Annotated in this window: 22 protein-coding genes and 6 pseudogenes; 12 read left to right on the top strand and 16 right to left on the bottom strand. The window is 59.2% G+C overall.

Annotated features, from left to right (window positions below; all coding sequences use genetic code 11):
* Nucleotides 1-66: 66 nt before the first annotated feature.
* Nucleotides 67-1,206, top strand: coding sequence for a C40 family peptidase (locus tag HU230_RS43335; RefSeq protein WP_234633925.1), 1,140 nt, complete (start codon nucleotides 67-69; stop codon nucleotides 1,204-1,206).
* 148 nt (nucleotides 1,207-1,354) lie between these two features.
* On the opposite strand, the pseudogene HU230_RS43330 reads toward HU230_RS43335, so the two are convergent.
* Both HU230_RS43330 and HU230_RS43325 read right to left on the bottom strand, forming a co-directional pair.
* Nucleotides 1,355-3,238: pseudogene (locus tag HU230_RS43330) on the bottom strand (DUF7380 domain-containing protein); the annotation flags it as partial.
* A gap of 173 nt (nucleotides 3,239-3,411) precedes the next feature.
* Nucleotides 3,412-4,716 carry a DUF2130 domain-containing protein gene (locus tag HU230_RS43325; RefSeq protein ID WP_176535530.1) on the bottom strand — a complete coding sequence of 435 codons (1,305 nt, stop codon included), beginning with the start codon at nucleotides 4,714-4,716 and terminating at the stop codon, nucleotides 3,412-3,414.
* A gap of 323 nt (nucleotides 4,717-5,039) precedes the next feature.
* Between HU230_RS43325 and HU230_RS43320 the strand changes: the two genes are divergently transcribed.
* A complete protein-coding gene (locus tag HU230_RS43320; RefSeq protein WP_224944565.1) occupies nucleotides 5,040-6,212 on the top strand; it encodes a Fic family protein in 1,173 nt (390 codons plus the stop codon).
* A gap of 182 nt (nucleotides 6,213-6,394) precedes the next feature.
* Here HU230_RS43320 and HU230_RS43315 read toward each other — a convergent pair whose 3' ends face one another.
* From HU230_RS43315 to HU230_RS43300, 4 genes are all read right to left on the bottom strand, one after another.
* On the bottom strand, nucleotides 6,395-6,658 hold the full coding sequence (locus tag HU230_RS43315; RefSeq protein ID WP_176535515.1) for a WGR domain-containing protein: 264 nt from the start codon (nucleotides 6,656-6,658) through the stop codon (nucleotides 6,395-6,397).
* A gap of 295 nt (nucleotides 6,659-6,953) precedes the next feature.
* Nucleotides 6,954-7,448, bottom strand: a complete 495-nt coding sequence (locus HU230_RS43310) for a DUF6998 domain-containing protein (protein WP_176535514.1) — start codon at nucleotides 7,446-7,448, stop codon at nucleotides 6,954-6,956.
* A 429-nt stretch (nucleotides 7,449-7,877) separates the two neighbouring features.
* On the bottom strand, nucleotides 7,878-8,441 hold the full coding sequence (locus HU230_RS43305) for an ImmA/IrrE family metallo-endopeptidase (RefSeq protein ID WP_176535513.1): 564 nt from the start codon (nucleotides 8,439-8,441) through the stop codon (nucleotides 7,878-7,880).
* Between the two features lie 9 nt (nucleotides 8,442-8,450).
* Entirely contained in the window at nucleotides 8,451-8,804 is a 354-nt protein-coding gene (locus HU230_RS43300) for a helix-turn-helix domain-containing protein (protein ID WP_166107045.1), read from the bottom strand.
* A 107-nt stretch (nucleotides 8,805-8,911) separates the two neighbouring features.
* Between HU230_RS43300 and HU230_RS43295 the strand changes: the two genes are divergently transcribed.
* The 3 genes and pseudogenes from HU230_RS43295 to HU230_RS43285 all read left to right on the top strand — a co-directional run.
* A complete protein-coding gene (locus tag HU230_RS43295) occupies nucleotides 8,912-9,130 on the top strand; it encodes a hypothetical protein (RefSeq protein ID WP_166106983.1) in 219 nt (72 codons plus the stop codon).
* Between the two features lie 3 nt (nucleotides 9,131-9,133).
* Nucleotides 9,134-9,397, top strand: coding sequence for a DUF1883 domain-containing protein (locus HU230_RS43290; protein ID WP_166106986.1), 264 nt, complete (start codon nucleotides 9,134-9,136; stop codon nucleotides 9,395-9,397).
* 158 nt (nucleotides 9,398-9,555) lie between these two features.
* A pseudogene (locus HU230_RS43285) lies at nucleotides 9,556-10,280 on the top strand (transposase family protein); the annotation flags it as partial.
* Nucleotides 10,281-10,710: 430 nt separating this feature from the next.
* Here HU230_RS43285 and HU230_RS43280 read toward each other — a convergent pair.
* Nucleotides 10,711-11,055, bottom strand: coding sequence for a hypothetical protein (locus tag HU230_RS43280; protein ID WP_166107354.1), 345 nt, complete (start codon nucleotides 11,053-11,055; stop codon nucleotides 10,711-10,713).
* Between the two features lie 485 nt (nucleotides 11,056-11,540).
* Between HU230_RS43280 and HU230_RS43275 the strand changes: the two genes are divergently transcribed.
* Both HU230_RS43275 and HU230_RS43270 read left to right on the top strand, forming a co-directional pair.
* Entirely contained in the window at nucleotides 11,541-11,684 is a 144-nt protein-coding gene (locus HU230_RS43275; protein WP_176535511.1) for a hypothetical protein, read from the top strand.
* 60 nt (nucleotides 11,685-11,744) lie between these two features.
* Nucleotides 11,745-11,990, top strand: a pseudogene (locus tag HU230_RS43270) (IS21 family transposase); the annotation flags it as partial.
* Between the two features lie 303 nt (nucleotides 11,991-12,293).
* Here HU230_RS43270 and HU230_RS43265 read toward each other — a convergent pair.
* The 5 genes from HU230_RS43265 to HU230_RS43245 form a co-directional block, all read right to left on the bottom strand.
* On the bottom strand, nucleotides 12,294-12,959 hold the full coding sequence (locus HU230_RS43265) for a hypothetical protein (RefSeq protein ID WP_166217296.1): 666 nt from the start codon (nucleotides 12,957-12,959) through the stop codon (nucleotides 12,294-12,296).
* Nucleotides 12,956-13,549, bottom strand: a complete 594-nt coding sequence (locus tag HU230_RS43260; protein WP_166217299.1) for a histidine phosphatase family protein — start codon at nucleotides 13,547-13,549, stop codon at nucleotides 12,956-12,958. Before HU230_RS43260 ends, HU230_RS43265 begins: the two co-directional genes overlap by 4 nt.
* Nucleotides 13,550-14,323 (bottom strand): CbtA family protein, encoded by a 774-nt coding sequence (locus HU230_RS43255; protein ID WP_176396389.1) that lies wholly within the window; start codon nucleotides 14,321-14,323, stop codon nucleotides 13,550-13,552.
* A gap of 75 nt (nucleotides 14,324-14,398) precedes the next feature.
* Nucleotides 14,399-14,608: a CbtB domain-containing protein gene (locus HU230_RS43250; RefSeq protein WP_166308653.1), complete on the bottom strand. Its 210-nt coding sequence runs from the start codon at nucleotides 14,606-14,608 to the stop codon at nucleotides 14,399-14,401.
* A 328-nt stretch (nucleotides 14,609-14,936) separates the two neighbouring features.
* Nucleotides 14,937-15,527 (bottom strand): ABC transporter permease, encoded by a 591-nt coding sequence (locus HU230_RS43245; RefSeq protein WP_176535528.1) that lies wholly within the window; start codon nucleotides 15,525-15,527, stop codon nucleotides 14,937-14,939.
* A 414-nt stretch (nucleotides 15,528-15,941) separates the two neighbouring features.
* Between HU230_RS43245 and HU230_RS43240 the strand changes: the two are divergent.
* Nucleotides 15,942-16,115 (top strand): annotated as a pseudogene (locus HU230_RS43240) (transposase); the annotation flags it as partial.
* Here the strand turns inward: HU230_RS43240 and HU230_RS43235 are convergent.
* Nucleotides 16,108-16,482, bottom strand: a pseudogene (locus tag HU230_RS43235) (phage integrase N-terminal SAM-like domain-containing protein); the annotation flags it as partial. The pseudogenes HU230_RS43240 and HU230_RS43235 sit on opposite strands and share 8 nt — an antisense overlap.
* A 1,013-nt stretch (nucleotides 16,483-17,495) precedes the next feature.
* Here HU230_RS43235 and HU230_RS43225 point away from each other — a divergent pair.
* The 3 genes and pseudogenes from HU230_RS43225 (at nucleotide 17,496) to HU230_RS43215 (ending at nucleotide 19,700) form a co-directional block, all read left to right on the top strand.
* On the top strand, nucleotides 17,496-17,795 hold the full coding sequence (locus HU230_RS43225) for a hypothetical protein (protein ID WP_176535512.1): 300 nt from the start codon (nucleotides 17,496-17,498) through the stop codon (nucleotides 17,793-17,795).
* Nucleotides 17,796-17,937: 142 nt separating this feature from the next.
* Nucleotides 17,938-19,220 (top strand): annotated as a pseudogene (locus HU230_RS43220) (IS256 family transposase).
* A 213-nt stretch (nucleotides 19,221-19,433) separates the two neighbouring features.
* The gene (locus HU230_RS43215) at nucleotides 19,434-19,700 is read left to right on the top strand and encodes a hypothetical protein (RefSeq protein ID WP_173644004.1); all 267 of its coding nucleotides are present in this window, start codon (nucleotides 19,434-19,436) and stop codon (nucleotides 19,698-19,700) included.
* 1,079 nt (nucleotides 19,701-20,779) lie between these two features.
* Here the strand turns inward: HU230_RS43215 and HU230_RS43210 are convergent.
* Nucleotides 20,780-22,573 (bottom strand): di-heme-cytochrome C peroxidase, encoded by a 1,794-nt coding sequence (locus tag HU230_RS43210; protein WP_224497198.1) that lies wholly within the window; start codon nucleotides 22,571-22,573, stop codon nucleotides 20,780-20,782.
* Between the two features lie 598 nt (nucleotides 22,574-23,171).
* Between HU230_RS43210 and HU230_RS43205 the strand changes: the two genes are divergently transcribed.
* On the top strand, nucleotides 23,172-23,546 hold the full coding sequence (locus HU230_RS43205; RefSeq protein ID WP_234633929.1) for a hypothetical protein: 375 nt from the start codon (nucleotides 23,172-23,174) through the stop codon (nucleotides 23,544-23,546).
* 1,768 nt (nucleotides 23,547-25,314) lie between these two features.
* Here the strand turns inward: HU230_RS43205 and HU230_RS43200 are convergent.
* On the bottom strand, nucleotides 25,315-25,575 hold the full coding sequence (locus HU230_RS43200; protein WP_176396394.1) for a hypothetical protein: 261 nt from the start codon (nucleotides 25,573-25,575) through the stop codon (nucleotides 25,315-25,317).
* Nucleotides 25,576-25,860: 285 nt separating this feature from the next.
* Nucleotides 25,861-26,091, bottom strand: a complete 231-nt coding sequence (locus HU230_RS43195) for a hypothetical protein (protein ID WP_224944563.1) — start codon at nucleotides 26,089-26,091, stop codon at nucleotides 25,861-25,863.
* Nucleotides 26,092-26,231 lie beyond the last annotated feature (140 nt).

Below are 26,231 nucleotides of genomic sequence, written 5' to 3'. Positions count from 1 at the left end.
TTCGTTCCGTGTCCTAATTGTCCTATTAGGCCAACGATGAAACAGCAAGATCCGAGATACAACGGCTTGTGGGTTTTCAAGCCCGACCTGACGAAGCTCCGTCCCGGGGATGTCATTCTTACGCGCAATGCGGAAGCAATCTCGTTCAAGGGCAAACGCAGGTCGGACATCATTGCGAAGGTAACCGGCGGCAATTTCAGTCATGCGCTTATCTGCACGGCGCTGCCGACACTTATCGAGGCGCTACCCGATGGTGTCTCAAACATAAGCGTCCAGAATTGTTTCGTGCATGACCTCAAGCATGTGCGCGTCCTTCGATACCCCAATCAAGCTATCGCACGCGCGGCCGCAAGTGAAGCGTTCAAGTTCTTCGGAAAGGAATACTCTGTGCCGGCCGCCCTGCGATCCGTACTGCCTGGTGTTCCGATATTGGAGTCGAGCGACGGTAAGACGTTCTGCTCGGCCTTGGTCGCGGCGGTTTACCGGGCCGCTGGCGCGCCAGAGTTTGCATCGATCCATCCGATGAAGACCACGCCGGCAACCCTTGAAAAATCAGGCCACTTCGCCGACGTCACGTCCGAAGTCTTCGTAAGCATACTTTCGCCGAATAATATCGAACAAATGAGCGCTCTGGATGGAGACCGGGCGGTATCGCCGATGGCAGGTCAATCCAAGCTGTTGAATTCATACTATGCCAGGCTATCCGTCCCCATCGGTGAGTTCTTCGCCCAGTATCCGACGCTCACCCTTAAAAAGCCGACCAGCTTTTTTGAATGCCTGGCGTTCATCAACTCTGCATGCATCGCCGCCAATCGGCTGCCGGATCATGCCGAAGCCAACAAGGCGCGAGCGCAGGTCAAGTTCATCGATGACCTCGCGTTCGAACTGCTATCGGAGGGCAAATGGCAGGCGATGATGATGGCCGCCCAGGCGATCGACGACAGCAGCATGCAGTATTCGTTGGATGAATCGTTTAAAGTAAACCCCGACGTGAACCTGGCCGACACGCTAGGGATGATTAAGGCGACACAAGATCAAATCGCCTCCCGGTCGTCGATCCTGAGTGATCCCGTTGGCCAATCCCGCGCTTGGGATGAATGGGTCAGGATGACTCACGAGGCGGTTTCCGAACTGAATGTCAGGCTCAACGTTTTGAACGAAGTATTGGAGCGGGTTTTTCCGTCTGCAAGGCGCGGTGGACAATAGGCAACGGCCTGTTGACGCAGATGGGAGCCTGTTGCCGCAAGCGATAGAAGCAGCCTCCTGATTAGGAGCCGGGCTTTTCGCTCTGTCCGGTCTCGGGTTCGGGCGTTGATGCTTGCGGCTCGCTCGGTTGGTTTGGCGCTGGTTCATCGAATGGAAGCTGTAGCTGTTCCCGGTGTGGAAACAGTGGAATTAGGCAGAGCCGGAAAATCAGCCAGCAGGCATAGACGGCGTCGGGGCCGTAGGGGTCCCCGTCATGCAGTAAGCCGTGCGATAGCGCATGCCGAAGATGTGGGCCGGGTTTCTTCAAGAAGACGCGCTCGATATCGGCCGTGATGGGCGTACCGAATATCGTGTCCAGTTCGCTCCTCATCTGCTCAAACAGGGAGGAGATTGTGCGATCCTGCTGCGTCTGTGTCGCATCGTCGAAGATAGTCACATCATGCCCATGCGATTTCAGCACATGGCGCAGCGAATTCTCCAGCAAGGGCGTCAGAATGTATAGCGCGCTAACGAAATCACCCTGAAAGAAGCGCAGGAAGCCGCGGCTGAACGTTCTGACCAGGTCGTTTGGAACAAATGCGCTATGAACGAGAATTCGCGCGAAGATATCGTCCGATAAGGAATGATCAGTCCCGATCACCTGACGGGCAGTCTCAATCTTGCCAGCCGCAGCGACTTGACGGCGAATGCGCTCGTCTTGAGCAATTTGATGTTGAATGGCACTAGTGTCACCGTCATCGCCAAACCCGGCCCCTCCAGTCCGGTGAACGACTTTGCCTTCGCTGTCGTGATGCGACGTGCCAAAAAGCGACGTCAACGGATGTTCGCGGATTGACTGGGAGGCTGCTTCGGCCAGCTCGGCAGGATCAGGCGAGTTTTCGAGAGCGGCAAAGACAAACAGCTTGTCGCGGAGGGTCGGCTGGCGCTTCACGCCTTGTTCAATTTGCCGAGCCATATCCTCCAGATTGAACGGAATGGAAAATCCAGACATTTCCTCGCCGATGCCCGCCTGGGCATCAATAAGCCGGTGCCTCAGTTCTTTTCGCCTGTCCTTCTTTCCGGGAACGCCGTGAAGCTCGGCTATGGCATTCGCCAGCATCGACGAGCTCATCATCGCCACCGGTTGGCGGTCGGCCATCGAGACAAACTGGTCGGCTGCGGCTGACTGACAGCGGTGCTGGTCGTCAGGTTGCTTGGCGAGGTGGTAGGCACGTGCACCAAGCCGCCAGAGTTCAACGATGCTGTGTGCGTCGGTTTCAGCGGGCAGGGCCGCAATCAAATCCTCGATATCTTTTCCGATCGCAGCCGGATCGGAAATACCGAAGTCCAGCTCAAGTTCGCTAAACCAAAGCGCAGGAATGACGAGCGATCTTTGAATAGCCCTCGTGCGCAATTCGCTTGCCATCGTCCGAGCGGCCATCGCTTCGGGCTTATCCCATCCCACGGCCCGGCCAATTTGCAGGGCGCGTCGAAGCAGATCCCGGGCGTCGTGCTTGAGTGCCCCCTTGTCATCGTCGAAACGGAATGTAAGCGCTCCGCTATCGACCTTCGTCAAGATTTCGGCGTAAGCGGCTACCGCCGCAGTGCCCAGGTCGACTCGTTTTCGTTCGAGAAACCAGCACAGATCAGAAAGGCGTGCCCGCAAAGCCGGATGCGTCGCGCGCTGAGCCATGGCGGCCAGAACTTCGACGGGCGGCCCCCGAAAGTCGGCAGCAACGGGCGACCGGCGACCATCGGCCCACACCACCATGGCACCGAACGGCTCACTTCGATCCTTGGGCCGGAACAGCATCCCGGCAACAGCCGACAGCATACGAAATACGCGCGCGGCGGGGGTATCTTCCGTTTCATCGGCGGCTTTCCGAAGCAGATCGGCGAGTTCCTGGCTGTCTGCGCTTTTCGAGTCTGCGATCGGACTCTCGAATTCGAGGCCCACAAGATCGGCGAGCGTGGCGCGCAACCAAACCGGCGGAAGGGTGTCCGCCGGCTCACTGCGCTGTGGTTCTGCGTCGCTGTTCGTCTCGTTATCCATTGTAGGCCCATCATCGTTTCAGCTCGGGAAAAAGGTCCTGCAGTTGCTCAATTATCATCTTGGCAGTCGCGCGAGGGGATAGCTTCCGTTCTTCGCAATTTTGAAGGTAGAGCCCGAGGGTGGTTTCCTTGGGAGAGGGGATTTCCCCCTCGTCCTATCTGGGGTGGGTTGCACTAGGCCGCGGCTGCTCCTGGCCCTTCAAGCATCGGCGTGTCGAGGCTGGTTATTTCCGGCATCGCCTTGCCGGCGATCGCCTGCAGGTCGCCCACCATGCCAACAGTGGATTCAATGACCGCAACGATTTGGGTTTCTCGCTTGGCCCACTGGCGACCCATGAATTTGCGCTCCTTGTCTAGATCCTCACGCATGTCGTTGAACTTCTCGACGACGGCATCGACCCGCTGGCGAAATCTCGTGCCTGTCAGGTACTCGTAGACCTGCTCCATTTTGGTTTGCTGTCCCTGTTGGACCAGCCGCGAGCTCGATATCTCGATGAGGGACTGACGCAGCGCAACCGCCAGGGCCAGTGCGCAACGCGGGTGCGCCACCCAAACGCCGGCGACCAGGTCAAAATGCTCGATGTGCTTGGGAAGGGCGTGCGAAATGATGAGGGCAACGTCGGCGCCACAGCGCCGCTGGTCCTCACGGAGCTTGGCCAGCCAACCATCACTCCAGGCCTTGGTCCGCTTGGATTCCCAGAGGATCATGCCGGCGGGTTGCCCGACAGAGCCGTTGACCTGCTGAATAACATCGGCCCCCAATTCTCCCTTGGCGACCGGCTCGATGGCATCCATCGGAAACTTGCCTCGCAGAAGCTCCTCGAGCTCAACCTCGAAAACCTCGCCCTGGGACTGCTGCGAGCCTTGCTCGGCCTTGCGCTTCAGCTCCTCGATCGTGCGCGACATTGACTCAATGGTCTGGTCCTTCTCGGCGACCTTCAGGCGCGCAGCCTCATCGGATTCCTGCTTGGCCTTCGCCCGGATGTCGTCAACCGAGGCCTGGACGCGCTTTTCAATCGTGAGGTCCATTTCACGCCTTTCGTCAGCCAGCGCGCGCTCCTTGCGTATTACCTCGGCCTGAGCCTGCTGCGCCTCAGCCAGCTTCGCATCGCTGGCTTCAAGGTTCTTGCGCAATTCGGCGGTCTCTGCCGCCTTGGCTTGCATATCCCCCGCAACCGCTTCACGGGCCTTTTTGGCCTCGGCCGCCACCAGTTGGCTGCGCTCGGCCGTCAGCCGCTGCGCCACCTGATCTTCAATCTGCTCGCGCGCCCGCGCGACTGCGTCCTGCTCCTTGCGCAGCGCCTCGGTCTTCCTGGCGACCTCTGCGTCCTTGGCGGCCAGCTGCTCATTAAAGCGCTGTCGTGTTTCCTCAAGGAGGGGAGCAGCCAGCGATTCCGTGAGCTTGATTTCGTGGTTGCAGTTCGGGCAATGCAGGGTGGGCTCGTGCGAAGCGCCGGCGCCGGTTGCTCTGAGACTCATGAATTTCCCCTCATTGGTACGGCCGGATTCAACATCATCTGCCGGCGATTGCGATGTCGCGGCGCTGGATGTCCACATGCGGCTAGCCGAACATCGACTTGGTCACCGGTTTTCCACCGAAACCCCGCATGGTTGAGGTGTCGACAAAGCCCTGGCTGCAGAAGCTGTTGAGCTAGGAATGTATTCTAAATAAGAACAAAACGGGATCAAGCTATTTGAAATGCCCTGTGGAAGCGGCAAAAAAAGCGGCAAAGTAGGGTGACGCGTTAGGGCCTAATGCCCTATCTTTGCTGAATAAATAACCGGCAATGGAAGCGGCAAAAATGACCACAATTGCAGCGATGGAGCCGCTTCTTCCCGACGATAACAAGGAACTTGAGGACCTGGCGACTGACCTGGTGGCTAAGGCCAGCGGCCTTGCCACCCGCTTGCATCCAGTGCTGCGCGCGTCCGTCGGCGACCTGGTGCGCTCAATGAACTGTTACTACTCCAACCTCATTGAGGGGCACAACACACTGCCGGTCGATATCGACCGCGCCATGAACAACGAGCTAGCAACAGAGCCGGAGCGGCGCAACCTCCAGCTCGAGGCGCGCGCGCATATTGAAGTGCAACGGATGATCGACCGCGGGGACGGGCCCAGCCCAGTCATGTCCGAAGCGTTCATCACCTGGACGCATCGCAACTTCTGCGAACGCCTGCCGGCAGAAATGCTGGTGGTCGAAAATCCAGAGTCCGGCCGCAAGATCACCATGGCGCCGGGCGTGCTGAGATCCGAGCATGTCCGCGTTGGCCGACATGTCGCGCCTGACCCGGTCGACCTGCCGGCGTTTATCAAGCGGTTCGCCGAAGGCTATACGTCGCCCAACCTTTCGAGGCTGCGTAAAATCATCGGCGTCGCCGCATCCCACCATCGCCTGGCGTGGATCCACCCCTTCCTAGACGGCAACGGCCGCGTTGCGCGACTGTTCTCGCACGCGCTGCTGCGCGAACTGGATGTGGGATCAGAGCTCTGGTCGGTTTCGCGTGGCCTTGCGCGGAGTGTCGACAACTACAAGACCATGCTGCAGGCCGCGGACGAGCCGCGACGCGGCGACCTCGACGGCCGTGGCAATCTCACTATGGCAGGCCTTACGGAATTCTGCCGCTACTTCCTCTCAACCTGCATCGACCAAATCGACTTCATGGAGGGCCTCCTGGAGCCTTCTGAACTGCTGCGACGCATGGAGATCTGGGCAAAGGAAGAGACGGCGGCAAAGCGGCTACCGAAGGGCTCATGGCCCATCTTGCGCATGGCGGTCCTCGATGGCGAGTTCGCCCGTGGCGACGCGGCCGATATTACTGGCTATGCGACCCGGCAGGCACGCACCGTGCTGAACGGCCTCATCAATCAAGGCTATCTCATTTCCGAGACCACCCGTAGCCCGGTGCGGCTGGGATTTCCGGCCAGCGTGGTCGATCGCTGGTTTCCACGGCTTTATGGGGGAGGGCAGTGATCGCGACGCGTCATACCTGGCATGTTGTTTAACGCGCAGAGGCTCGTCACACCGAAGCTGAATTCTCGCGAGCCACGGTGCAAGGATCCGCCTGTTCGTCTTTAGCGGAAGCCGTCTCGACATACACGAACAGAACCCGGCAACAGCACTGAAGCCTCTTCCTGCCGAACGGGGAATAGACTCTAAGGTGAAGCTGTTGAATTTCGCCGGACGTAGCCGCGACGTGCTTTGCGCACGAGCCACGTCTCGAGCGCCTCGATGGCCTGCACCCGCCCAGCGAACAGATCGAGGCGCCGCCGGCCGCGCTGGCCGAGACGCCCCCATTCGCGCACCAATGCAGTATCGCCAAACAGTGTCGGCTCGATCGTGAGCACATAGAACCGCGCCATGTTACGGGCCGGATCGCAGCGTTCGAGCACGAGGTATTGCACCGTGAGTTCGGACATGCGTCAGAATCGCAGCTGCCGAAACGGCCGTCCAATTAAATTATCGAATCGATCAGGGGCAACGATTCAGAATTTTTATACCAGCGAGCAAATGACAGCCATTGATGAAAATGCGCGATTCGCAGCTGGCTGTCACAAGGGTCTGGCGTGCAGTCACTTAGAGAGACGGGCGCTGCACCCGAAGGGCGCGCTTGCGCGAGGGCTTGCACCTTGCGGCGAACGGAGATCTCCGTCAGGTCAGCCTGAGTGCAAGGTCAGGCCGCGCCGGTGAGATGAGCAATGAGGGATGCAGGAGCTACCGAACGGAAGGCGTTTTGGGCGGGTTGACGCTCCAGATGGGACGCGCCAGTTGCTTGAAGGCGCTAATGCTCAACGAACCCCGGACATTGCGAGCGGTTGAACCAGGCTCGGCGAGTTTGGCGATAACCTTGGGGTAGGGTGCTTCCCACATGCCCGTTGGCTCAAGCGTTGCGTTGTCGAGGATGACGAGCAACACGGTGTCACAGGCCGCCCCCGGCTTGATCGACCCCAGCCGCTGACTTGGCGTGGAGGTCTCGCCGAACGCGCGCCCCTTGATCTGGATGCGCTCGTCGCCTAACGGCGTCTTGCGGATGGCATCGTAACCGGAGGTCCGTGGCGGCGCGAGTGTCAGCCCAAGTTTCTGGGCTGCGACGTACTCCGCAACCTCGCCGGTGACCCCGAGAGGCTTATTGGTGAGCCGGTAATATTCAGCTGCGAGCGGCTTCACCGCGGCAAGTATTTCTTCTACCCGTTTCGCATCCTTGTTCATGGCCAATCTTCCATTCTGGGTGGAACAGCAAGAGTGAAGTCGAGGCCATGGATGTGTTGGGCATGGCTCTTGGCCAGCGCCAAGAATTCCTGCTCGCTTCCCTCGTGGCGGAGAAAATGAAGTCCTGGATCGCGGAGTGGAGTTACGTCTTCAAGCCCCACCGGTCCGCTTATCACTGAATGCGCATGAAGCAGGTGGGGCGGTCCCGCCTGTGGCCACAAACCATCCCCTGACCACCACGTATTGAGGATGTTCAGCGACCCATTTTTCGGCGTTGGTATGGCAGTTATTGAAGTCGGCCTCGGTGTAGGCAATTGGCATGAGCGGAACGGTGACCGCTGAGGACGCGCGCGCTAAGAGGGAATCAAAATAGGCGTCGACAACGATGGGTGACGTCATAAGAGCATCTCGCTGCTGTCTTTACCGGCATTAGCTGGCTGCGCGTCGGGAGGCCCTTATCAATGCGCCGGTTACATTGAGCCTCATGCGCATCAGATCCTCGCTCACGCCGTAAACGTCTGAAGCTTTCGCAAGCGGAAGGCTCATGCGGGCGACGTGATTGGCGGCTTCTTCGGATACCAGCAAGGCGGGCCCCAGCCAGTTCGCTTCCTCTTCAATCGTCGGGTCGTAGTGGCGCGAACCTTCGCCATCAAAAGGTGGTTTTGGCGGGTGCAGCAGCAGGCCGTGGGCAAGCTCGTGCGCGATGTTTGCAGCCTGTCGTTTCAACTGATGGCCGTCGTTATGAATGATCATGCGGGAATTGCCGTTGAACAGCGTTATGGCGGAGAAATCGCGCTGCCCCTTTGACGATCGCAGATAGATGACGGCGTCAGGGTTGCTATCTGCGAACTCGCTCAGCGCGACGACCGGAAACCCAAGCAGCTCCGCCAGCCGCCAAGGACACAGAGGCAGATGCGGAGCTATTCCGAGTTCGTCGCGCACATCGCGCGCCAGCCAGTTTGCTTCAGACTTGAATCCCCGGCGCAAGGCCATCAATGCGCCTCATGACCTTCTGAACTGCTGATAAGCAGTCTTGATAAGTGCTTCGAGCGCTTTGGCGCCTTCCTTGGACAATTTGGGATCGGCACGCAGATGCGCCGTCAATTCCGCTAAGGGCTCCGTCATTACCTTCTTCTTGGTCATGCCGAGCGTGAAATCCTCGACTTTCAAGCCGGACCAGGCGCACAGCGAAGCGAGACTATCGACGTCCGGTTTGCGGCCCTGAGACATGCGGGTAAGCGTTGAAGCGGGTACTTCAGCTTGCTCGGCCACTTTTTTCCAATTGAGGTTGCGTGCGATGCGCACGCTGTCGATAGCGGCAAAGAAGCCTTCCCCATCGAACTTTCCAGAAGCCATTAAATTTCCTGTCTGCTGCGGTTGCGATGCCCGAATGACGCCGCAATTGCTATATAGCAATTGAATGCCTACATAGCAATAGCCCATTGGGGGCTGAGGAATGATCCATGTCGAAGAACAAAGGTTCGGGTACCCACACCCGCAGTGCCGTTTCTGGCCAGTACGTTTCTAACTCGTATGGCAACCGCCATCCGAGCACAACGGTTCGCGAAGCTGCCGGTCCGAGCGGATCGAGCGGACCGCACTACCGGAGCGCCAAATCCGGCCAGTACGTCAGCAACAGCTTCGGCAAGTCCCATCCGAACACCACGGTCAAGGAGAAGTGACAGATGCAGTTCGTCCACAATGACCTCGGATTGCTGCGTGGCGGCGAGTTGGTCGAGGTGACGTTGTCGAGTCAGGCCAACGTCAAGCTCATGGATAGCTCAAATTTCGCCAACTATCGTCAAGGTGGCCAACATCGCTTTTTTGGTGGTCATGCGAAGCAGTCTCCGATTCGTTTGCAGGTGCCCAGCGCTGGCCATTGGCATGTTGCCGTCGATCTCGGAGGATATGGCGGCAGTGTGCAGGCGGGTGTTCGTGTTCTCGGCTGAGTAAGGGGCCCTTTTGGGCCCCTTACGCTTTGGACTGTGAGCCGATGCGCCGCCACTTGTTCGAAACGCCGCCGGCCTCGCTTTTCTCAAAATCCATCTAGGAATATATTCCATAATCTATGTTATGCGAGCAATAGACCACCGTTAGAAGAGCTGCGACGCGCGCCTATTTGCAGCGCTACGGCAAGCCGATCGCATTCTACTCGGATAAGCACGCGACGTTCCGGGTAAACAAGGGTCGGGGCGCCCGGGGGTGACGGCATGACCCAGTTTGGCCGGGCGTTGCACGAGCTCAACATCGATATCATCTGTGCCAACGCTCCGCAGTCGAAGGGTCGCGTCGAACGAGCCAATGGAACGCTGCAAGATCGTCTGTTGAAGGAGATGCGGCTGGCCGGAATCTCAACCATCGAGGCCGGCAACGCATTTTTGCCCGCGTTCATGGAAGGCTACAATCGGCGGTTTGCGAAGCCTCCCTTCAGTGACAAGGACGTGCATCGACCGCTGACTGAGCACGACGTCGTCGATGATGCCTTTGCCTGGAAGGAAGAGCGCACGGTATCGCAGAGTCTGACGCTGCAATACGACAAGATGCTGTTCATCCTCGAGCCGAACGAGATTACGAGGACCCTCGCCCGCCAGCGCGTCACCGTGTTCGACCATCCGGACGGGCGGCTTGTGATCAAGCACAGGGGCCGTGCGCCGCCCTACCGGACGTTCGACAAGGTGCGACAAGTCGACCAGGCGGAGATCGTCGAGAACAAGCGGTTAGGGTCGGTTCTGGCGTACACTTGCCGAGCAGCAGAAGCTGCTCGACTTCAGCCGCAGCCAGAAGGCTCCGCGAAGACGTGGCCAAGGTCCGAGCTTGTTCAAGGCGGGCTAAAACCCGGAAGTCGACCAGTCGCCGTCGCTGGCATTGGGGCTCTCATCCGGGCGCCCGGCCGCTGCGCAACCCCGGCCAGCTTCGCGTCCGTGCGCCCTCCTCGCCGGGCCTTGCGGTGACATTTCTAACGAGCGCAATCAGCGACTTGTCTATCGAGTTCCAACATGATTTTGCTGCACTATCAATTTCTTAAGAGCGTTGCGCATTCTCCGCGAGACACTTCGGCGGCGCGCCGGGCCGAGCATCGTGGTTGCCTCAGGAATGCGAGCAGATCGGAGGCGCCGCATTGTCCAACGGTCGAGCAGCGAAATTGACGTACTGACGCGATAGACCCCGCTACATTGCGGGCTCAACTTTCAGATGCCCGCTCGCGACGCGAGCCATCCAGATCTTCTCCGTCAGTTCACGACAGTGCTCACGCAGCCGTCATCTAAATTCGATTTGCTGTCGCCGGAACATTTGGAATGTATCCGAGCTGCCCCTCGAGAGCCGCCAGGGCCTGGCGAGCTCCCTCTAACCGTGCGGTCGCCTCATCCAAGACCTGCCGCGCCTCATTCAATCGAACGACCGCTTTCGCACCGGCATCAAACAGCTTGCTCCGTATTGATGGAGATCGATCCTCGAGAACTGCGCGCTCGAGCTCGGGCAGCATGTTCATGAGCGCTCGATGTGCGAGCGCTTGCACGGTTTCAGACTTCTCGGCAGCGGTAAGAGCCTCTCGGTAAAACAGTACCGCCTTGATGGCTTTCTCTTCAAGATGGAGATCGTCGCTCAATCACTCATTCTCGCTACTTGCATCGTGAAATAAGCAGCCGTTTCTTCTGTTCTACGGACGCTGGCGGCCTGTGAGCTCGCGATAACAGGCATCCAGCTCACCGAGCTCAATCGCTCGCGCCGCCGCGCTAGTAAGGCTAAGTGGATCTCCATTTGAGAATCGAAGCATTTTTACTCCTCGATGAACGGCTCTAGGGCCGTTCGCAAACACCTATGATCGTACAACCTGACGCTACGTGCGCTTCAAGCCGTTTGTGCTCATGCTCAGCCGACGGGCGTGGCCACAACCAGTTCGCGGGGCCTTCTCGTAGCGTGCCGAGACCGAACGTTGGTCGTGTCCTCAGTGATGGTGTCGGTCGGTAGAGCAAAGCCGCCCGCACGCGCGCCTCAAATAGCGCCGTAGCGGGCGGGCGGCTTTGCGGTGGTCACCGGCAGTTCTCCGGTAGGATCGGGTTGCGACACGCCAACGCAACCGAGGAACCACCGATGACCGACGATATGATGAACCTGCGGACGCTCGTGGAGAAGCCCCCTGATGCCGATCTGTTGCGCGAGATGATCGGCTTTGCCGCCCAGCGGTGTGTTTCGGCATGGAATAAGGACCCCGTTTTCGGGGTGATCGGCATCTAATCGGGACCCCGGGATAAGGGCCACAGTGGCTTCCATCGAGTCATGGAAGCCGAGGTTGGGATGCTGGTGGTGGAGACGATTGGTAAGATCCGTCGCGCCTACTTTGTTGATGGTCGTCCGATCAAGGCGATCTGCCGAGAACTTGGCGTATCTCGGAAGGTGGTTCGCAAGGTCATTCGTTCTCAAGCGACGGAGTTCCGGTACGAGCGCGAGACGCAGCCGCTCCCGAAGATGGGTGCCTGGAGTGCCGAGCTTGATCGGTTGCTGGCAGGGAATGAGAGCAAGGCGCATTTGGTGCGGGCGACTGGGTGACCATTGCATTAGCTGGGTTGTACGGGTGGATTGGAAATTCGAGCGACGTTTGAGATCACGCTCGCAGGTCTTCGCGGAACGCACTTGAAGTCATTCCCGCAAACAGAGGACGATTTGCCACAACGCCGCCGAAGGTTAGAGGGAATCATTGGCGTGGCGTGAACGTCACGCTGATCGATCTCCACGTCAATGCTCTTGGTCATCGTTTCTATCGCGGCCGTCATTGTGCTTGTCCGGAAAACATCGGTTTCATTCGTCGATGATGGCAAGCTGAGCGATCTCCAGTCTGCCCACAACTCAAAAGGGGATTAGGTTCGAGGCACGCGTCGCCCTTCTTTTCAGATTGAAGATAAAATGAAGACTCCAGAGTCCAATGACGGCGAGCGCCGACAAACCGGAAAGCATCAGGACGGTGGGCGAATGCGTGAATGCAATGCCCCAGTCCGGCCAAACGATGACGCCGCTATCGAAGGTTTCGGCACTGTTCGAGCAGATGGCGCCAAAGGCGGGGTCACTGCTGAGCTCAGTGTTGATCCGTTCTTGAAGAGCCTTCGCAGCCGATTGACCGTCACTCATTTCTGCCATGTGCGCCAAGAGCGCACGTGCGCCTGCGAGATAGGCGTGCGAGCATTCATTGAAGGGACTACCCTCATCGGTCAGACTGCCCGGAACAAGGCCCCAAACACACGCAAAGTATTGCAGGCTGACGAAACCCGCGAGCCGGAGGAAGATCGGATCCGTTTGCAGATGGTGAGTGGCCTGATCGAGGATCGTGGCACGATATTTGGCAATGACGAGCATTTCTCCATGAGCAATAGCAGGAATAGCAATCCCGACCACAGGGCCTTTTCGCACAATTTGATGATGTGCCCAGGCTGGTGCGCAGACCGCGAGCCAAGAGGCGACGGTGAAGAGCCATACGCACCCCGCATTGGCCAACATTCTCTCGAGCCGACTGGTCATCGCACATCCTTCAAGGGCACCAGCGCCGAGAATGTCCAGCGCTCGCCAAATGCTGAGAGTTCGGCTCGCGTCAACGGCGCGATGTCGATGTGCCGAAAAGAGTCAGGGCCGACTCCAAGAGCATGCACGATTGCTGCGCGGATGACCGACGTGTGCGAAATTGCAAGGATTGACCGAGGATTGGAGGACAACCCGTCCATCCATTGGCCGACGCGCCTCACCACATCCACGAACGACTCTCCTCCGTGCGGTGCGGCACGTGGATCTCGTAGCCAGACGGCAAGACCCTCAGGGGCCTTTAGTCGAACTTCTTCAAGGGATAGCCCTATCCAGGAGCCGAAATCGCAGTCCCGCAACTGCGGCAGGACTGCTGCCTCGAGGCCAAGCATCTCCGCAGTCTGGCCCGCGCAAAGTGACGGGCTGCGCAAAACAGCATTGAAGAAGGAGAGATGGCCGGGAAGCTTAGACAGTCCCTCTCGAACGCTAGAATCGAGAGAACCGTCGGATGCGAATGCAACAGCATTGCGTGAGCATGTGGAGGCTGAACACAGCAGATGAAGGCGGATCGTGCCGGTCCGGCGCGCAACCATTCATACCATCGCGTCGCGTAAAGGTAGTCGCCGCTCGACAAGCGCTCGCTCGGCCGCTACGCCAAACAACAGACCCAGCGTTGCCCACATGACGATTTGGCCACCAAACGACGCGATGCGAAACTGCCAAAGTAACGTGGCCGGGAAACCGTCGGGTACTTCATCGAGTGCGGGCATCGCTAGCGAAATAAAGATCATCACGACGACATAGCCCCCCCCCGCGATTAGCGCCGAATTCCACTCGCCAAAGCGGCTATTGACGCGCCTCCGCAGCACTCCCGCCGCGATCATCGCTGCAAGCGAGATCAGGACCATTGCAAAATAGAGGCTCGTTCTCATGTCGATCGTCTCCGGCAGGCCGACAGACGGCGGACTGGCCGGATATTTGAGCATCGGCGTCACGTAAACGCTGATGAATCCCGCAGCCGCAAGCAAAGCCGACGTAGCTCGAGGACTAAAATCGCCCATGCGTCGATAGGCTAGCGCAAACGCGAGGGCAAAGAGACCACCGCAGGCCGCGCTGTAGACGCACAAGCCAACCAGCAATCCGATGCCAGACTGAACGCCCCGGCTAACGAGTTCCGGTTCACTCTCGCCCGCCGGCGGTAGCGCCCCTTCGTGAGCGGCCTGTTTCGCCGCGGCCGCCTCCATCACCTTTTCGAAGGCAATCGCCCGCTCGATCGACGGCTCACCAAATACCTTGAGAAAGCCAAACGAGAGAAGCGCGGCGACGAGGCCGACAATCATCCCGCGCGCAAGGAGCTTTCCCATCATCGATATTCGCTTCGCCAGGCGAACGTTGCCCAAATCCGACGAGCATCCTGGAAACTCGTCGGACGAAAGCGATGCTCAGTGGCAGGGGAAGCCGAGGAGGTGACGCCCGTCGTGGACAAACTCATGCACATAGGTGCCGTTGAACAATGCTGTCGCGCCCTGCTCCACGCCGATGAAGTAGATACCGAGAACAAGCAACAAGCCTCCGAAGACAGCCCAAGGCAAGATTTCCCGCAGGGGGATCGCGACGGGACGAGCAATCGGAAGTGAAGTAATCGCGGCCATGATGAAGCCTCCAACCATGTTCGAGCCTCTTCAATTCTAGTTGAGTGGAGCATCCCCTACTAGCCTGCAAGCGCCAAGTTCACTTGTCCGTACGCGCCGCCATCCGCTGTCTTCGCCGTCCCTCGGAAGTCGCCCGAGACAGGATCGCTCGAGTGTAAGCAATATATTACCTCTCATTCGTCACCCACAGCCGGCGGTTATGTTGGGGGACTTCAGCAATGGTGCTGGGAAGGCTCATAGTCGTTTTTCGGAAGGTGTTGCTGATGAACCGTCAAGCTCGTCCTCTCCACGCCTAAGTGGGCGCCCGCCGATGCGACTTTCTCGGTCGTCAACCCCTCGCATCGGAACCAGTCGATTGCTCTGCCATGCGAGAGTTCGTGAACGGCAGCAGCGATTTGACCGGAATTCTGCGGATCGAGGTCGCCAAGACGATTGTTGCGGCCTGAACGAGCAATTGCTGAGCCGGTCCCGCCCCGAGCGCGAGCACCATCTGTCCCAGTTGCGCCATGAACAAGGCTGCGGCGCCACTTGCGATCACGCTTCCACGACCGCCTGTGAACGGAGTGCCTCCCACGACGACTGCAGCAATGCTTGGCAAGAGGTAGTCGCTTCCTGCGGTAGGCGAGGCGTAGCCGACAAAGCCTGCAAGAAGAATTCCGGTGATCGCGTAGCAAATGGCCGCCGCCACATATGTACCAATCTGATACCGCAAAATCTTGATGCCGGATGATTGCGCCGTCGCTGGATTGGCACCTACCGCGATATAGCGCCGCCCAACGATGGTGCCATTGATCAGGATCGAAACCACCGCGACCAGACCGGCCGCAATAAGGACGCTGAACGGAACGGCCCCAATCTTGAAGTTAGAGAAGTTCTGCAGCGACTGAAGAACTGGAAGAGCGCTGCCGCCCGTAATCATCAGCGGCGCTAGCCTGGCGGAGGCCGGCGAGCGCGCGATGGCCGAGCTGCTGCAGCTGGTCTGCGTGGACAAGCGGATGGCGCCGCCGGCGGACGGCGCAGCAGCGTCGCGCTTCCTGCTTCCGATCCGGAGGACGGCGTCATCTGGGTTTACGGCATAGGTGACGAAGGCGTCATGGCGTTCACCGGCTTCGGCATCGAAAACCTGATGGAGCTCATCAGGATACACAAGGAAAACCCGGAACCCCTCAAGCGGTGAAATCGGGGATCCACTGTCCGCGGCCTAGCTCGGCTAGCCCGTCTTATTCATCAGCGGCTTGTTGAGAGGCTGGCGAGCGTGGCGTAAGCCGCTGAGATGGCGTAGGATTCGGTTGCTGACACCCACCCTCCGCGCATCCGGGCCGCCACACTCGCCATGACCGACGATACGAGTCTGCCGTTCTCATTTCCAGCCGTTTCCCGCAAGAAGATCACAGCCTCGTTCGACGGCGGCAAGCTGACGTCGGATGGCGGCGTCATGCTTCTGGCCATGGCGGACCGGCGCCTCGGCTTGGCCGCGAAGTTGTCCTGCGTATTCCCCGAGCGGCGCGGCTCTTCAGGCTCGATACCGCTTCAAGAAACTGAACCACTTCGTCGGCGCTGAGAACGACCGGCAGCTTGCGCGGTTCTCGCGCATAGGGAATGCGCTCTGGGATGAGCGCCTCGCCGAGCGTGACGCCGTAGAAAAACCGTAGCGCACAGACGATCTGGTTCAGCGCCGGCCATGAGATGCCGGTCGAGACCAAATGCACCTGGAAGGCGCGGACGTCTTCCAGCTCTAACCGGTCAGGCGATCGGCCAAAATAGCGGCTGAACTTCGAAACCGCGCTGATGTAGGATCTTTGCGTCGCCGGCGACAGATTGCGGACGGTCATGTCTTCGATCAGGCGGCGGCGAAGAGGGCTCAAATCGGCCATCTCGATACTCCTGTCTGAGGGGGTGGGCTCCAACACCCACATCCTCTCAGCCAGGAGGCGATCTATGCCACCTTGCCCCCTACGCCGCGGCAGCGGCTTCGTTCAATCCAGTTTCGCCGATCAATCGCCAAAATCTGCCAAAGTAGTGCTAGTCAGGCGGAGCGAAAGAAACGGCGCGGAGCGCTGGTCGGAGAAATACTCTCCGTCGCCATAACAAGCGAGGCGCTGGACGCGTACGGATGGCGGATCGCGTTTCTGCTCGGTGCCGGTACGCTGCCGTTCGGATTTTGGTTGCGCAGTGTCCTGCCCGAAACGTCCTGCAAGTTGCCGCCTCTCGCCTTTGCGAGCACGGTCGTCAGCAATGCAGTAGGAATTGCTGCTGCACCCTTGGGCGGTTGGCTCGGAGATCGAGCCGGACGCCGGCCCAATGATATGGCCACAGATCGCCGCGCTGCTGCGGCATCTTACCATCCGGACCGCGGCCTCGTGACGCGCACAACCGACGTGACCGCAGAGGTTGCCCTGGCCATGCCGAGTCCTTTCGGTGCCTATGACTTCGCCGGATGGGCTTTGGCAGCTCCATGCTGGACGTGATCGGAAAATGCTCTGGTTGGTGCACGCTGTGGAGATCATGCCATGACCCGTGAAGGGGCGTTGAAGATCGCCATTGAGGCGCTCACACAATGGTCTCAACGGAAGGTCGCAACGGCCGTCGTGCTTGCCGCGATCGCGAAGCTCGAAGCTCGAAGCGCGTAGGCCGACACCTAGGCGGCCTCCAAAACGGAAGCTCTCTTCCATAACGCGGATGCGCGCGTTAAAGTTACGCCCTAGCAATGTCAGGCCCCTGGGGTCGCGCTGCCATCCTCCGGATATCGAGCAGGAGTACACCGAAGTATTCGAAGAGCGCGAGATCGCTGCATATCACGAGGCGGGTCATGCAGTGATTGCTCGCGCACTAGACATAGAGGTCGCGTGTGTTGCCATCATTCCTTTTATGGGTCGCACATGGGCACATGTGGCACGAGAAGGCCAGCCCCAAGACTGAAATCTTGATCACGATGGCAGGGCCATTCGCGGAAGCTCGCTTCACCGGCCGGCTGCTTTGTGCTGGCGATGACGAAGCCAACATCACCAGCGCAATGACGCAATTGCCGGAGCCGCGCGAGCACTATGAGGCGAAAGCAAAGACGCTCGTGGCGGAAAGCTGGCGCGCTATCGAAATTGTCGCGGAAGAACTATTGATCGGAGCCGGCAGGCTGTACGGCCCGATGCTTGATTTGGCTATTTGCTGCGCTGCCCCCGGCGCCCCCTAGCGATCGATGATCCCGGCGAGGATGGCTTTGGCGCGCACGGAGACGAGCTATCGCTGAAAGTTGGTGACGGCGGGAATCGGGAAGGCGGCATATCGTGGGGGTGCTTGACGCCTCCACTTCTCCACCGAAGGAGCGATATGCCGTGTCCAAAGATAACATCATCAAGTTGATTCAGCCAGGAAACGTCGACGATCAACTCACCGAAATCTTGCGCAATGGGGCGCGTGCTCTGTTGGCCCAGGCGGTCGAGGCCGAGGTCGCGGACTTTCTCGGCAAGCATGCCGATTTGAAGACTGCGGACGGCCACCAGCGCTCGTGCGCCACGGTCACCTGCCGGAACGCGAGGTGATGACCGGTATCGGTCCGGTCGGCGTCCGCCAGCCGCGTGTACGCGATCGCGAGGCGGAGGCTACCGATCCCGACCGCATCCGGTTCTCTCCGTCGATCCTGCCGCCCTACATGCGCCGCTCGAAATCGATCGAGACGCTGCTGCCGATCCTTTACCTGAAGGGTATCTCCACCGGCGACTTCTCCGAGGCTCTGGCGGCGCTGCTCGGCAAGGATGCTGCCGGGTTGTCGGCATCCGCCATCGGCCGTCTGAAGGACGGTTGGCTTGACGAACACACCGCGTGGCAGAGGCGCGATCTGTCGGCGAAGCGCTACGTCTACATCTGGGCCGATGGCATCCATCTCCAAGCACGCCTCGAAGACGAAAAGCATTGCATCCTGGTGCTGATCGGCGCGACGCCGGAAGGCCGCAAGGAACTGGTCGGCTTCACCGATGGCGCCCGCGAGAGCGCGCAGGACTGGCGCGATCTGCTGCTCGACCTGAAGCGGCGCGGGCTCGGCGTGCCGCCGCGGCTCACCATCGCCGACGGCGCGCTCGGGTTCTGGAAGGCCGCCGGCGAGGTCTGGCCGAAAACGCGCGAGCAGCGCTGCTGGGTACACAAGACCGCCAACGTGATCGCCAAGTTGCCGAAGAGCCAGCAGCCTAAAGCCAAACGCGCGTTGCAGGAGATCTGGATGGCCGAAACCAAGGCCGCCGCCGAGCTGGCGTTCGACGCCTTCATCGAGAGCTACACGCCCAAATACGAGAAGGCGGCCGACTGCCTGAGCAAGGATCGGGACACGCTACTGGCGTTCTACGACTTCCCGGCCGAACACTGGAAACACCTGCGGACCACCAATCCCATTGAAAGCACCTTCGCTACCGTGCGCCACCGCACGATCCGATCGAAGGGCTGCCTGTCCAACAGAACGGCGCTCGCGATGGTCTTCAAACTGCTTGAGGCCGCGCAGAAAAGCTGGCGTCGTCTCGATGGCCACAACCAGTTGCCAAAACTCGTTCTCGGTGTGACATTCAACGACGGGATCGAGGTCATCGCCAAACCGACTGACCGTCAGCCCATAACCGCCGCCGCCTGACCGGCCGCGCGACAGTGTCGATCCGCTCAAACTTGCTCGCCACTGCGGCGTTCCTCCAAGTCGCAGTCCAGCGCAGCTCGCGCCACGCATGGAAGAGAGTCCCGTGATCTTGCGGACTGGGCCGCCACGGATTTGCAATCCTGCCGTTATTGGGAGGTGGCTGCTAGGGGTGAATGCGTAGAGTAACCGCCTGTCTTGAATATCGGAGGAGTGATGGCAGCAGGATGGATGGTTACGATCGGCGTCCCCAAAGACGACGGCAAGCTTCGATATGTAACCTATGCGGTCGCAATCGCCGATGCGGCAGAAGCAGTAAAGGCTTCATTGGCGGCCAGCGCGGGCGAAGCAGCGATCTCGAATTCCGAACTCCGCGAAGCCGACTTGAAGGGCCTTGGCCTAAGAGCCGGCGAGCTTGTGACCATATACGATGATCGGATTGATCCGCTGATCTCGCGGACGTGGCGTCCTGATACCGGCTAGGATCGAGCCGCCCCAATCCTCAAGGCACGGCTGACCAGAGCCTTTTCGGGCCGCGTGCGATTGTTTGGCACGCTAGTTGCTGGGCTTGGTTGCTTGGCCCCGATGTCGCGGGACACTAACGTCAAAGTGAGAACTAGCGCGGGCGGTCCGCTCCAACCCGCCCGCGTATCGTGTTGCCAGCGACCCAGCATAGGTTTCTCTCGGCAGAGATCGCATGGTCTAAGGTACACATCCGGGGAGAACGTGCATGACCAAACACCGGAGGCTTTTCAAGCTAACAAAGCCCCTTACTGACCGCCTGTTGGAAGAGGCGGCGCGCTTAAGGAGCCGCGCTGACCAAATGCCGGCATGCGCAAAGCGCGACGCGATATTGCGCAAAGCGCGCGAGTATCAAGTGACCGCTCACCTGGCAGATTGGATTAGATCGTCCGTGCTTAGGCCCCCGACTTAGCCGGCGGCCCTCATCGTACCCCGTGGAAGCTTCAACCCGAGAAGCTTGAACACGTGAGCGCTGATCTTCTCTTGCGCCTCGCGTAACTCAGTCGAGCGCAGCATGGCTAGCTCGCCGATATAGCGCCCGCTGATGCCGGGCACGGCGTGGCCTAGCAGTCCTGACAAGGTCGACCTGCTCCGGCGTCATTGGTCACACCAGCAGGCTCGTAAAGAATGGTCTTGTGATCTCTGCGGCTGAGGGCTCCCTCTCATCTGAAGTGACGACGGAGACAAACTGGTGTTTGCAGTTCCAGCAGCGCCAAAGATCTTGAGCTTCATTCGCGTTGACGAGCTCGTGCCACTCAAGGGTCACTAATCCAGAACCACAGCGAACGCATTCTTTGTGATGCACTGTTGAGCTTGGGAGCATGTGGAACCTCTTTTCTTACACACAAGCGACGCGTACGGCAGAGGGGCAAACGTTGGTGGGCCATCACTTGTGCGACCTTGAGCAGCTGCGCTGGATCAGATGTCCACTCCAATGCTCGCGCGGGCAGCGAGAACTCGGTGAATGAGGGTCTTTTGCGCAAACGATACTGGAACCGGCAGCAGGCTGGAAGCCGGTCAAAGAGGGGCGCCTAAGCGGGTCACAGTGTCTTGAGGTATTCAAGCAACGCCTTTTTGTCCTGATCGCTCAAACTTGTCCCGTACTCGTGGCCGCATCGGCTATTTCCAGAGTTGATATTGCTGCAGTCCGTCACGGATAGAGTGTCGCTCAGCGGCTCCTGGGTAGCAGCAAGACCAACGTTTTCAATGTCGTATTTCCGTCCGACGCTAAACTGCGATCTGCGCTGCCCTGATGGCTTGAGCAATTCCGCCAGCGTCGGGACCGAGCCGTTATGGAGATAAGGTGCGGCGGCCCAAATACCCTGCAGAACACGGGCCTCGTAGGAGCCCCACGGAGGGAGCTGAGCGTGAGACGCTCGTTCTGCTCCCTGCCGCCTGGCCTTCTTGATTGCTTCCGAGGTGCTGACAGTATCGAAAGCCGTTAGCAGATCCTGCAGCGTTGGCGGTAGCCGCACCAGCCCCAGAGACTCCGGTGTGTCCGACGAGCCCGGATCTGGCGCCGCTGCCACCCGGGCATTGGTTGAAGGGGCGCCGCCGGCCAACAGGTGTTCCGCGATCGAACCAATGACCGAGGTCGCAAGAATGTTAAGAATCTCATCGTTCTCCTTTAGGGGGGCGGTCGCGAAGGGAATGTACGCTCCCTTCAGCACGCCCGTATTCGCTTTCCAGGCGAGGATGTCGTATTCTCGTGTATCGGTACCAACGTTCTGGACCGGAGTTCGCCATGTTTTGACAAATGGAAAGCGTTGCTCTCCGTCTTCTATCCCGTGGCAACCGCTACATCCCGCTTCAGCGGAATCCCTTTCAAAAATCGCTTTGCCGCGCGCGGCTAAAGCAGCGTCAATCGTCCAGGGCCATTTCGGAGGGCCGATCCGCTTCACCAGGTTTTCAAGCTGGCTCAGGCCGTCGAAATTGGTGGAATTATTGTCAAGAAAATTGATGATCGCGCCCTGGCGCTTCGGCTCGAACGTAGCGAATACTCCCAGAACCTCGCCAACGTTCCGAGCCAGCCCCAAGATGTCATTTCCATTTTTTGCGAAGCCAGGCCATTGCGTCTTATCTTGCCGCGGCGAATTCCAGAGGAATGGGTATCTCACGGGAGCGTCCGCGGTTTTCATGTTTCCCGGGATCATGAAGTCGGGCGGCGGGCCTATGTCCAGTCCGGATATGCGGTTGAAAATCATCCCCACAGCGTCCAGACGGCCAACTCCCCAGCCGGTCTTGGGCAGCGCGCGCACAATAAGCGTGTGAAACCGCAAGTACCACCCCTCGACCTGCCGACGAAGATCCGCAACGTCGGCCGCGTCCGGCGTTGTGGACCGCAGGACAGCTGCAGCAAACGGAGCGAACGAGCTGTCACTGGCAATCACGTCGCCCACAGCCTTGTCCAGATCGCCAAGCAATGCGTAGAAGTCTACAAACGCCGGACCGCCATCCACCCGATACATCTTGCCATCAGCTTCGATCTGGCGCGTGTGACAGGCTGAGCAGGTCATTCCGACGACCTGGAAGTCTTGAGGGCCAGAAGCGTGAAAGCCGACGGGAAGATTGGCCGTGTTTGCAGGATTCGGTAGATAGCCGTACCGTGACAAACCATCCGCGAGGAATGGCTGTCCGTTCCTTTGCTTCAGCGCCTGCATCCAAGACAACGTAATCAAACGCGAGCCCTGATCGCGCGAATAGAAGTCAGCTCTCGCTGCCGCGGTCCAATCCACACCCTGGTCAAGATAGATGGGATTGGCGTCGGTGCCTTGAGCATCCGATTTTGTCGTGACGACAAACGTTAAGGCGATCAGAAAGAGAGTGCGGAGCATCGTGTGTCCTACCGCTTCCATTGTCGCAACAGCCCGAGGCAACTTTCGCCGGAATCCGCGCCTTTTCCGGCAAACCTGGGCTTGCCTTTCGGCCTGCAGGTTCGGCCTGCAGGCCATCGGATCATTGGTTATCAAAGGGCGCTATCCAACAAACTTCAACTACCAAGTCTTGGGGGAAGCAACTGCATTCGGAAAACGATCATCGCGTCGCCCTGGATTTGTCGGAGGCATACAGGCGTGCGGCATCGCAATTGCGGAGCCTCACTGCCACATTGGTTCCGAGAGATCTTCCCGATGTCGATCTGGAATGGCGCAGGATCGACCAAAACGCTCTTCAAGGCGCCGCTCACTGATCGACAATCTTCCGGTGAGAACGACGTGCAAACTAGGCCGGTGAAGCGCGCGAGCAATGACTGACGGGCTAAAGAAACGTGAGGCGTGACCGTAAAGACTTGCTCAGCGAATTGAACAGGAATCGCGGCCGCAATCTCGCTGCCGAAGAGTTTGAAGCGGTCGCGAACCTCACGCTTCGCCGAGGAGTTCGGGAGCGTCAAGCTGGCCCACAGCTTCGCGGTCGGTTCAAGGTATTTGACGGTGCGTGTCGAAGGGCTCGACGGAAGGCAACTCAGCGGCACGGAGGGCTAAAAGGCGAAACAGTGACCGATATCCACGAAGAAGCGTATTCTGGAATGATACCGTTCACGCCGAGATATTTGATTTCCGCGGCCAGGTTCATTTTGCCCGCTTTGATGGCTGCACCTTCGTGAAATGCACCATCGTGCTTGATAGCAGCGCCGAACAACTCGCCTTCACCGGCTGCACGTTCAAGGACTGCAACATCGATCATATCGACGCAGACGAGGCTCGCGGAATTGTTGTCCGTGACAACTTTTTCGATCGCCCCATTGCGGAGCGTAAGGCCGATTTCGAACGACGCTTGGCTGAAGCGCTGAATCGGCGCCTAAAGTCCTAAACGCCGAACGCTTAGCCATGGAGCTTCACGCCACCAACGACATGCGGGGCGATCTCCGCGCCGGCTCCATCAATTACCGCACTCGACTCGGTTACCATTGTCTGGGTCGCCCCGGCATAGGCTGAGGCCGGAGTAACTTAGTCGCCCGCGACCCTAGACCTCGCGGCACAGCTCCCCTACTCATTGGGGAGTACCGGAGTCATACGGATGGCGAAGGCGCGCCCCCTCATCCATACTTTGTCCAAGTCAGGATTTTGCATACACCCTCCTGGGCTAGAGCCAACGCCGTCCGCATGTATTTCAAGCGGGCGGCGTTGGGCTGTGGATCGACTGTAGCGCATGCGATTAACTGCGTGCGCCCTCTCTGTGGTCGCCGATCTGGTACGATCAGCGGCTATTTTTGGGCATCGTGCGCCGGTCATGCTGCTCACTGGGCGCAGGCGCAAGGGAACCATCCGCTTGGACGATCATCTTGCGCGAAAGAGGCGCGCCCGACAGCGGAACAGCCGATCGCCCGACCTGCGGCGGACATGTGCGAGCAAACGCGGCGATTAAGCGCTGGCGGTGACGAGCTCTCTCCACGGCCGTCTCGACCGCCTTCTCTTGGGCTCGCAGCGCGGCGCGGTATGCGCGTTTACGCTGGCGGTTCCATTCTTGCACGTCTGTCACAAGCCAAGCTGCCTCTCCGGCGGAAGTGCTCGCGCATGGAAGTTGGGCCGTTCCGCCCAACGGACGATCGTTGCAGGTGTAATCTTGAAGTGCGCGGCCAATTGAACCGCTGTCATGTAATTCCGGTCAGGTCGATGGAAGGCGGTCCGACGTCCGGGATGATGTTGTCATTGCTATCTGTCGTCGCTCGCAGCCACCCTGACCAAGTCATCAACGAACAAAGCGCGATTGTCGAGCTTACCGTTCATCGGCTTGCCCTCTCATGAGCGAGGCTCCTGATGCGCCGCGTCGCAGATGATCTTGATCGACCTAAAGAGTGTAAGCGGATGTTTGCGTACAAGCTCTGTGCTCGTCTTCGCGAACTCGTCCGGGCCTCCTTGCTGGCGGACGATCTCCCGAAGTGCGGCCAGCTTCTCAGGGTCGGCGGAGCGAATAGCTGCCTCGAAAGCCGGTATAAATTCCAGCCTGTCCATTGCAACACATTCCTTATGAAGAAAGCTCCGGTTTTGAAGGCGGCCTTGGTGGCGGCCTGGTCGCCATAAGCTCCGCAATCGCGGCAAGTACGACGCTCGTATCGGCCTTTCCTTCGGACCATCCCTTCAGCGCCTCTATCGCGTTCTTTAAAGCCTCATCACGGGTCACGGAACAATCTCCACAGCCCCCCTGTGGCCGGCCGCGCGGCCTGCGACTCCGAAAGAACGCGCGGGCATTTGGAGACCGCCCGCGCGGAGTTTGCTACGTCAAGCTTGGTCCGTGTTGCGTGAAGATAAACAGCCAAGCCGATAAGCCTCTCAACAACTCGCATGCCACGGCACCGTGCAGAAGTAGAGCCAAACGGCGCGGTATCGACAGAGCACAGTGAGGCCGACGCGACGGAAAAGCGTGCGGGCGACTGCTGACGACCGCCCGCACGCCGTCGCACCTCAAACAGACCTGGCCCTCACGAGGGTCAATCAATAAGCGGCCAAGCCATAGACTGCTCAGCAACGCGCGTGCCAGACGACCGGAGAGTAAACGGCGCAATCCCGGTGCACTTCTCGTGCGACTTTCAGACATGCACGCAGTCAACCCGACGCCGTTTGAACGAAACCAGACGTGGCTAATGACGCCGAGAGGGCGCGGGGATTGGATGATTGCCATCGTGTATCGCGATCAGTTCGCCGGGCTCCAAACCGAGCTTTTGTAACTGCTCTTTTTGAAGCGGACAGTTAAGCATTCCGGCCCTTGCGCCGCAGTCGGCTATCGTCATCCTCACCGCTTCCGCCGGGTCAGCGACGGCAACCGCGTATACTACGTGTCTGAATTCTTCGTCGTCGCCATCTTCCTTGAAGACAGCAGCAGTCACTAACCAACCGTCCATCTTGCTGCGCTCCGGGAACGCGAAGTAGGCGTTGTCTTCACCTCATTGCATAAGTATTGCGACTACTATGATGCCGATGGAGACCAGGCCCATGAAAATCACGCAGCCTAGGTACGGTAGGTCGCCGCGCACTACACAGCTCCAGACGCGAGGACGGAGCGTGCACTCCGGGGACACGATCAACCTGCACAATTCGGCCCGCTGCGTTCGACAGCCTGACACGGCAATCCGAGTCCCAACAACTACTGGCTTGCATAGGTGCATGGCCCGGACGACAACGCCGCCCTAGCGAAGCTGGGCTTCAGCAACTTTGTCGAATTCCAAAGCGAACCCTGGATATCTGCAGCATTTGGATGCCGGACTGCCTCTGACTTTGAGGTAATCCTCGACTTTAGGACCAAACCGCGGCTTTATCTGCAGCACGTAGCGAATGTCGAATAGTAACTGAGCAGAGACCTCATTGGCTCGTTCGCGCAATTGACGCACGACGACGTCCAGCTCGAAACGGGTTTCCATCGGTTTCTCGATGACAGGAGGCTGCTTGCGGCCGCAAAGCGAATGACACCTCTCCAACGCCTTCCTCCGGAACGCAGAGGCGCGCTGAGCTTGGCGGAAACTCCCGGTCCTTCCAGGATCATCCGCCGCGAAGGTACGAC

Origin of the sequence: Bradyrhizobium quebecense, assembly GCF_013373795.3 — a bacterium.
Lineage (GTDB): Bacteria > Pseudomonadota > Alphaproteobacteria > Rhizobiales > Xanthobacteraceae > Bradyrhizobium > Bradyrhizobium quebecense.
The sequence above is the reverse complement of the archived record's forward strand: the minus strand, read 5'-3'. Positions and strand labels throughout refer to the sequence as shown.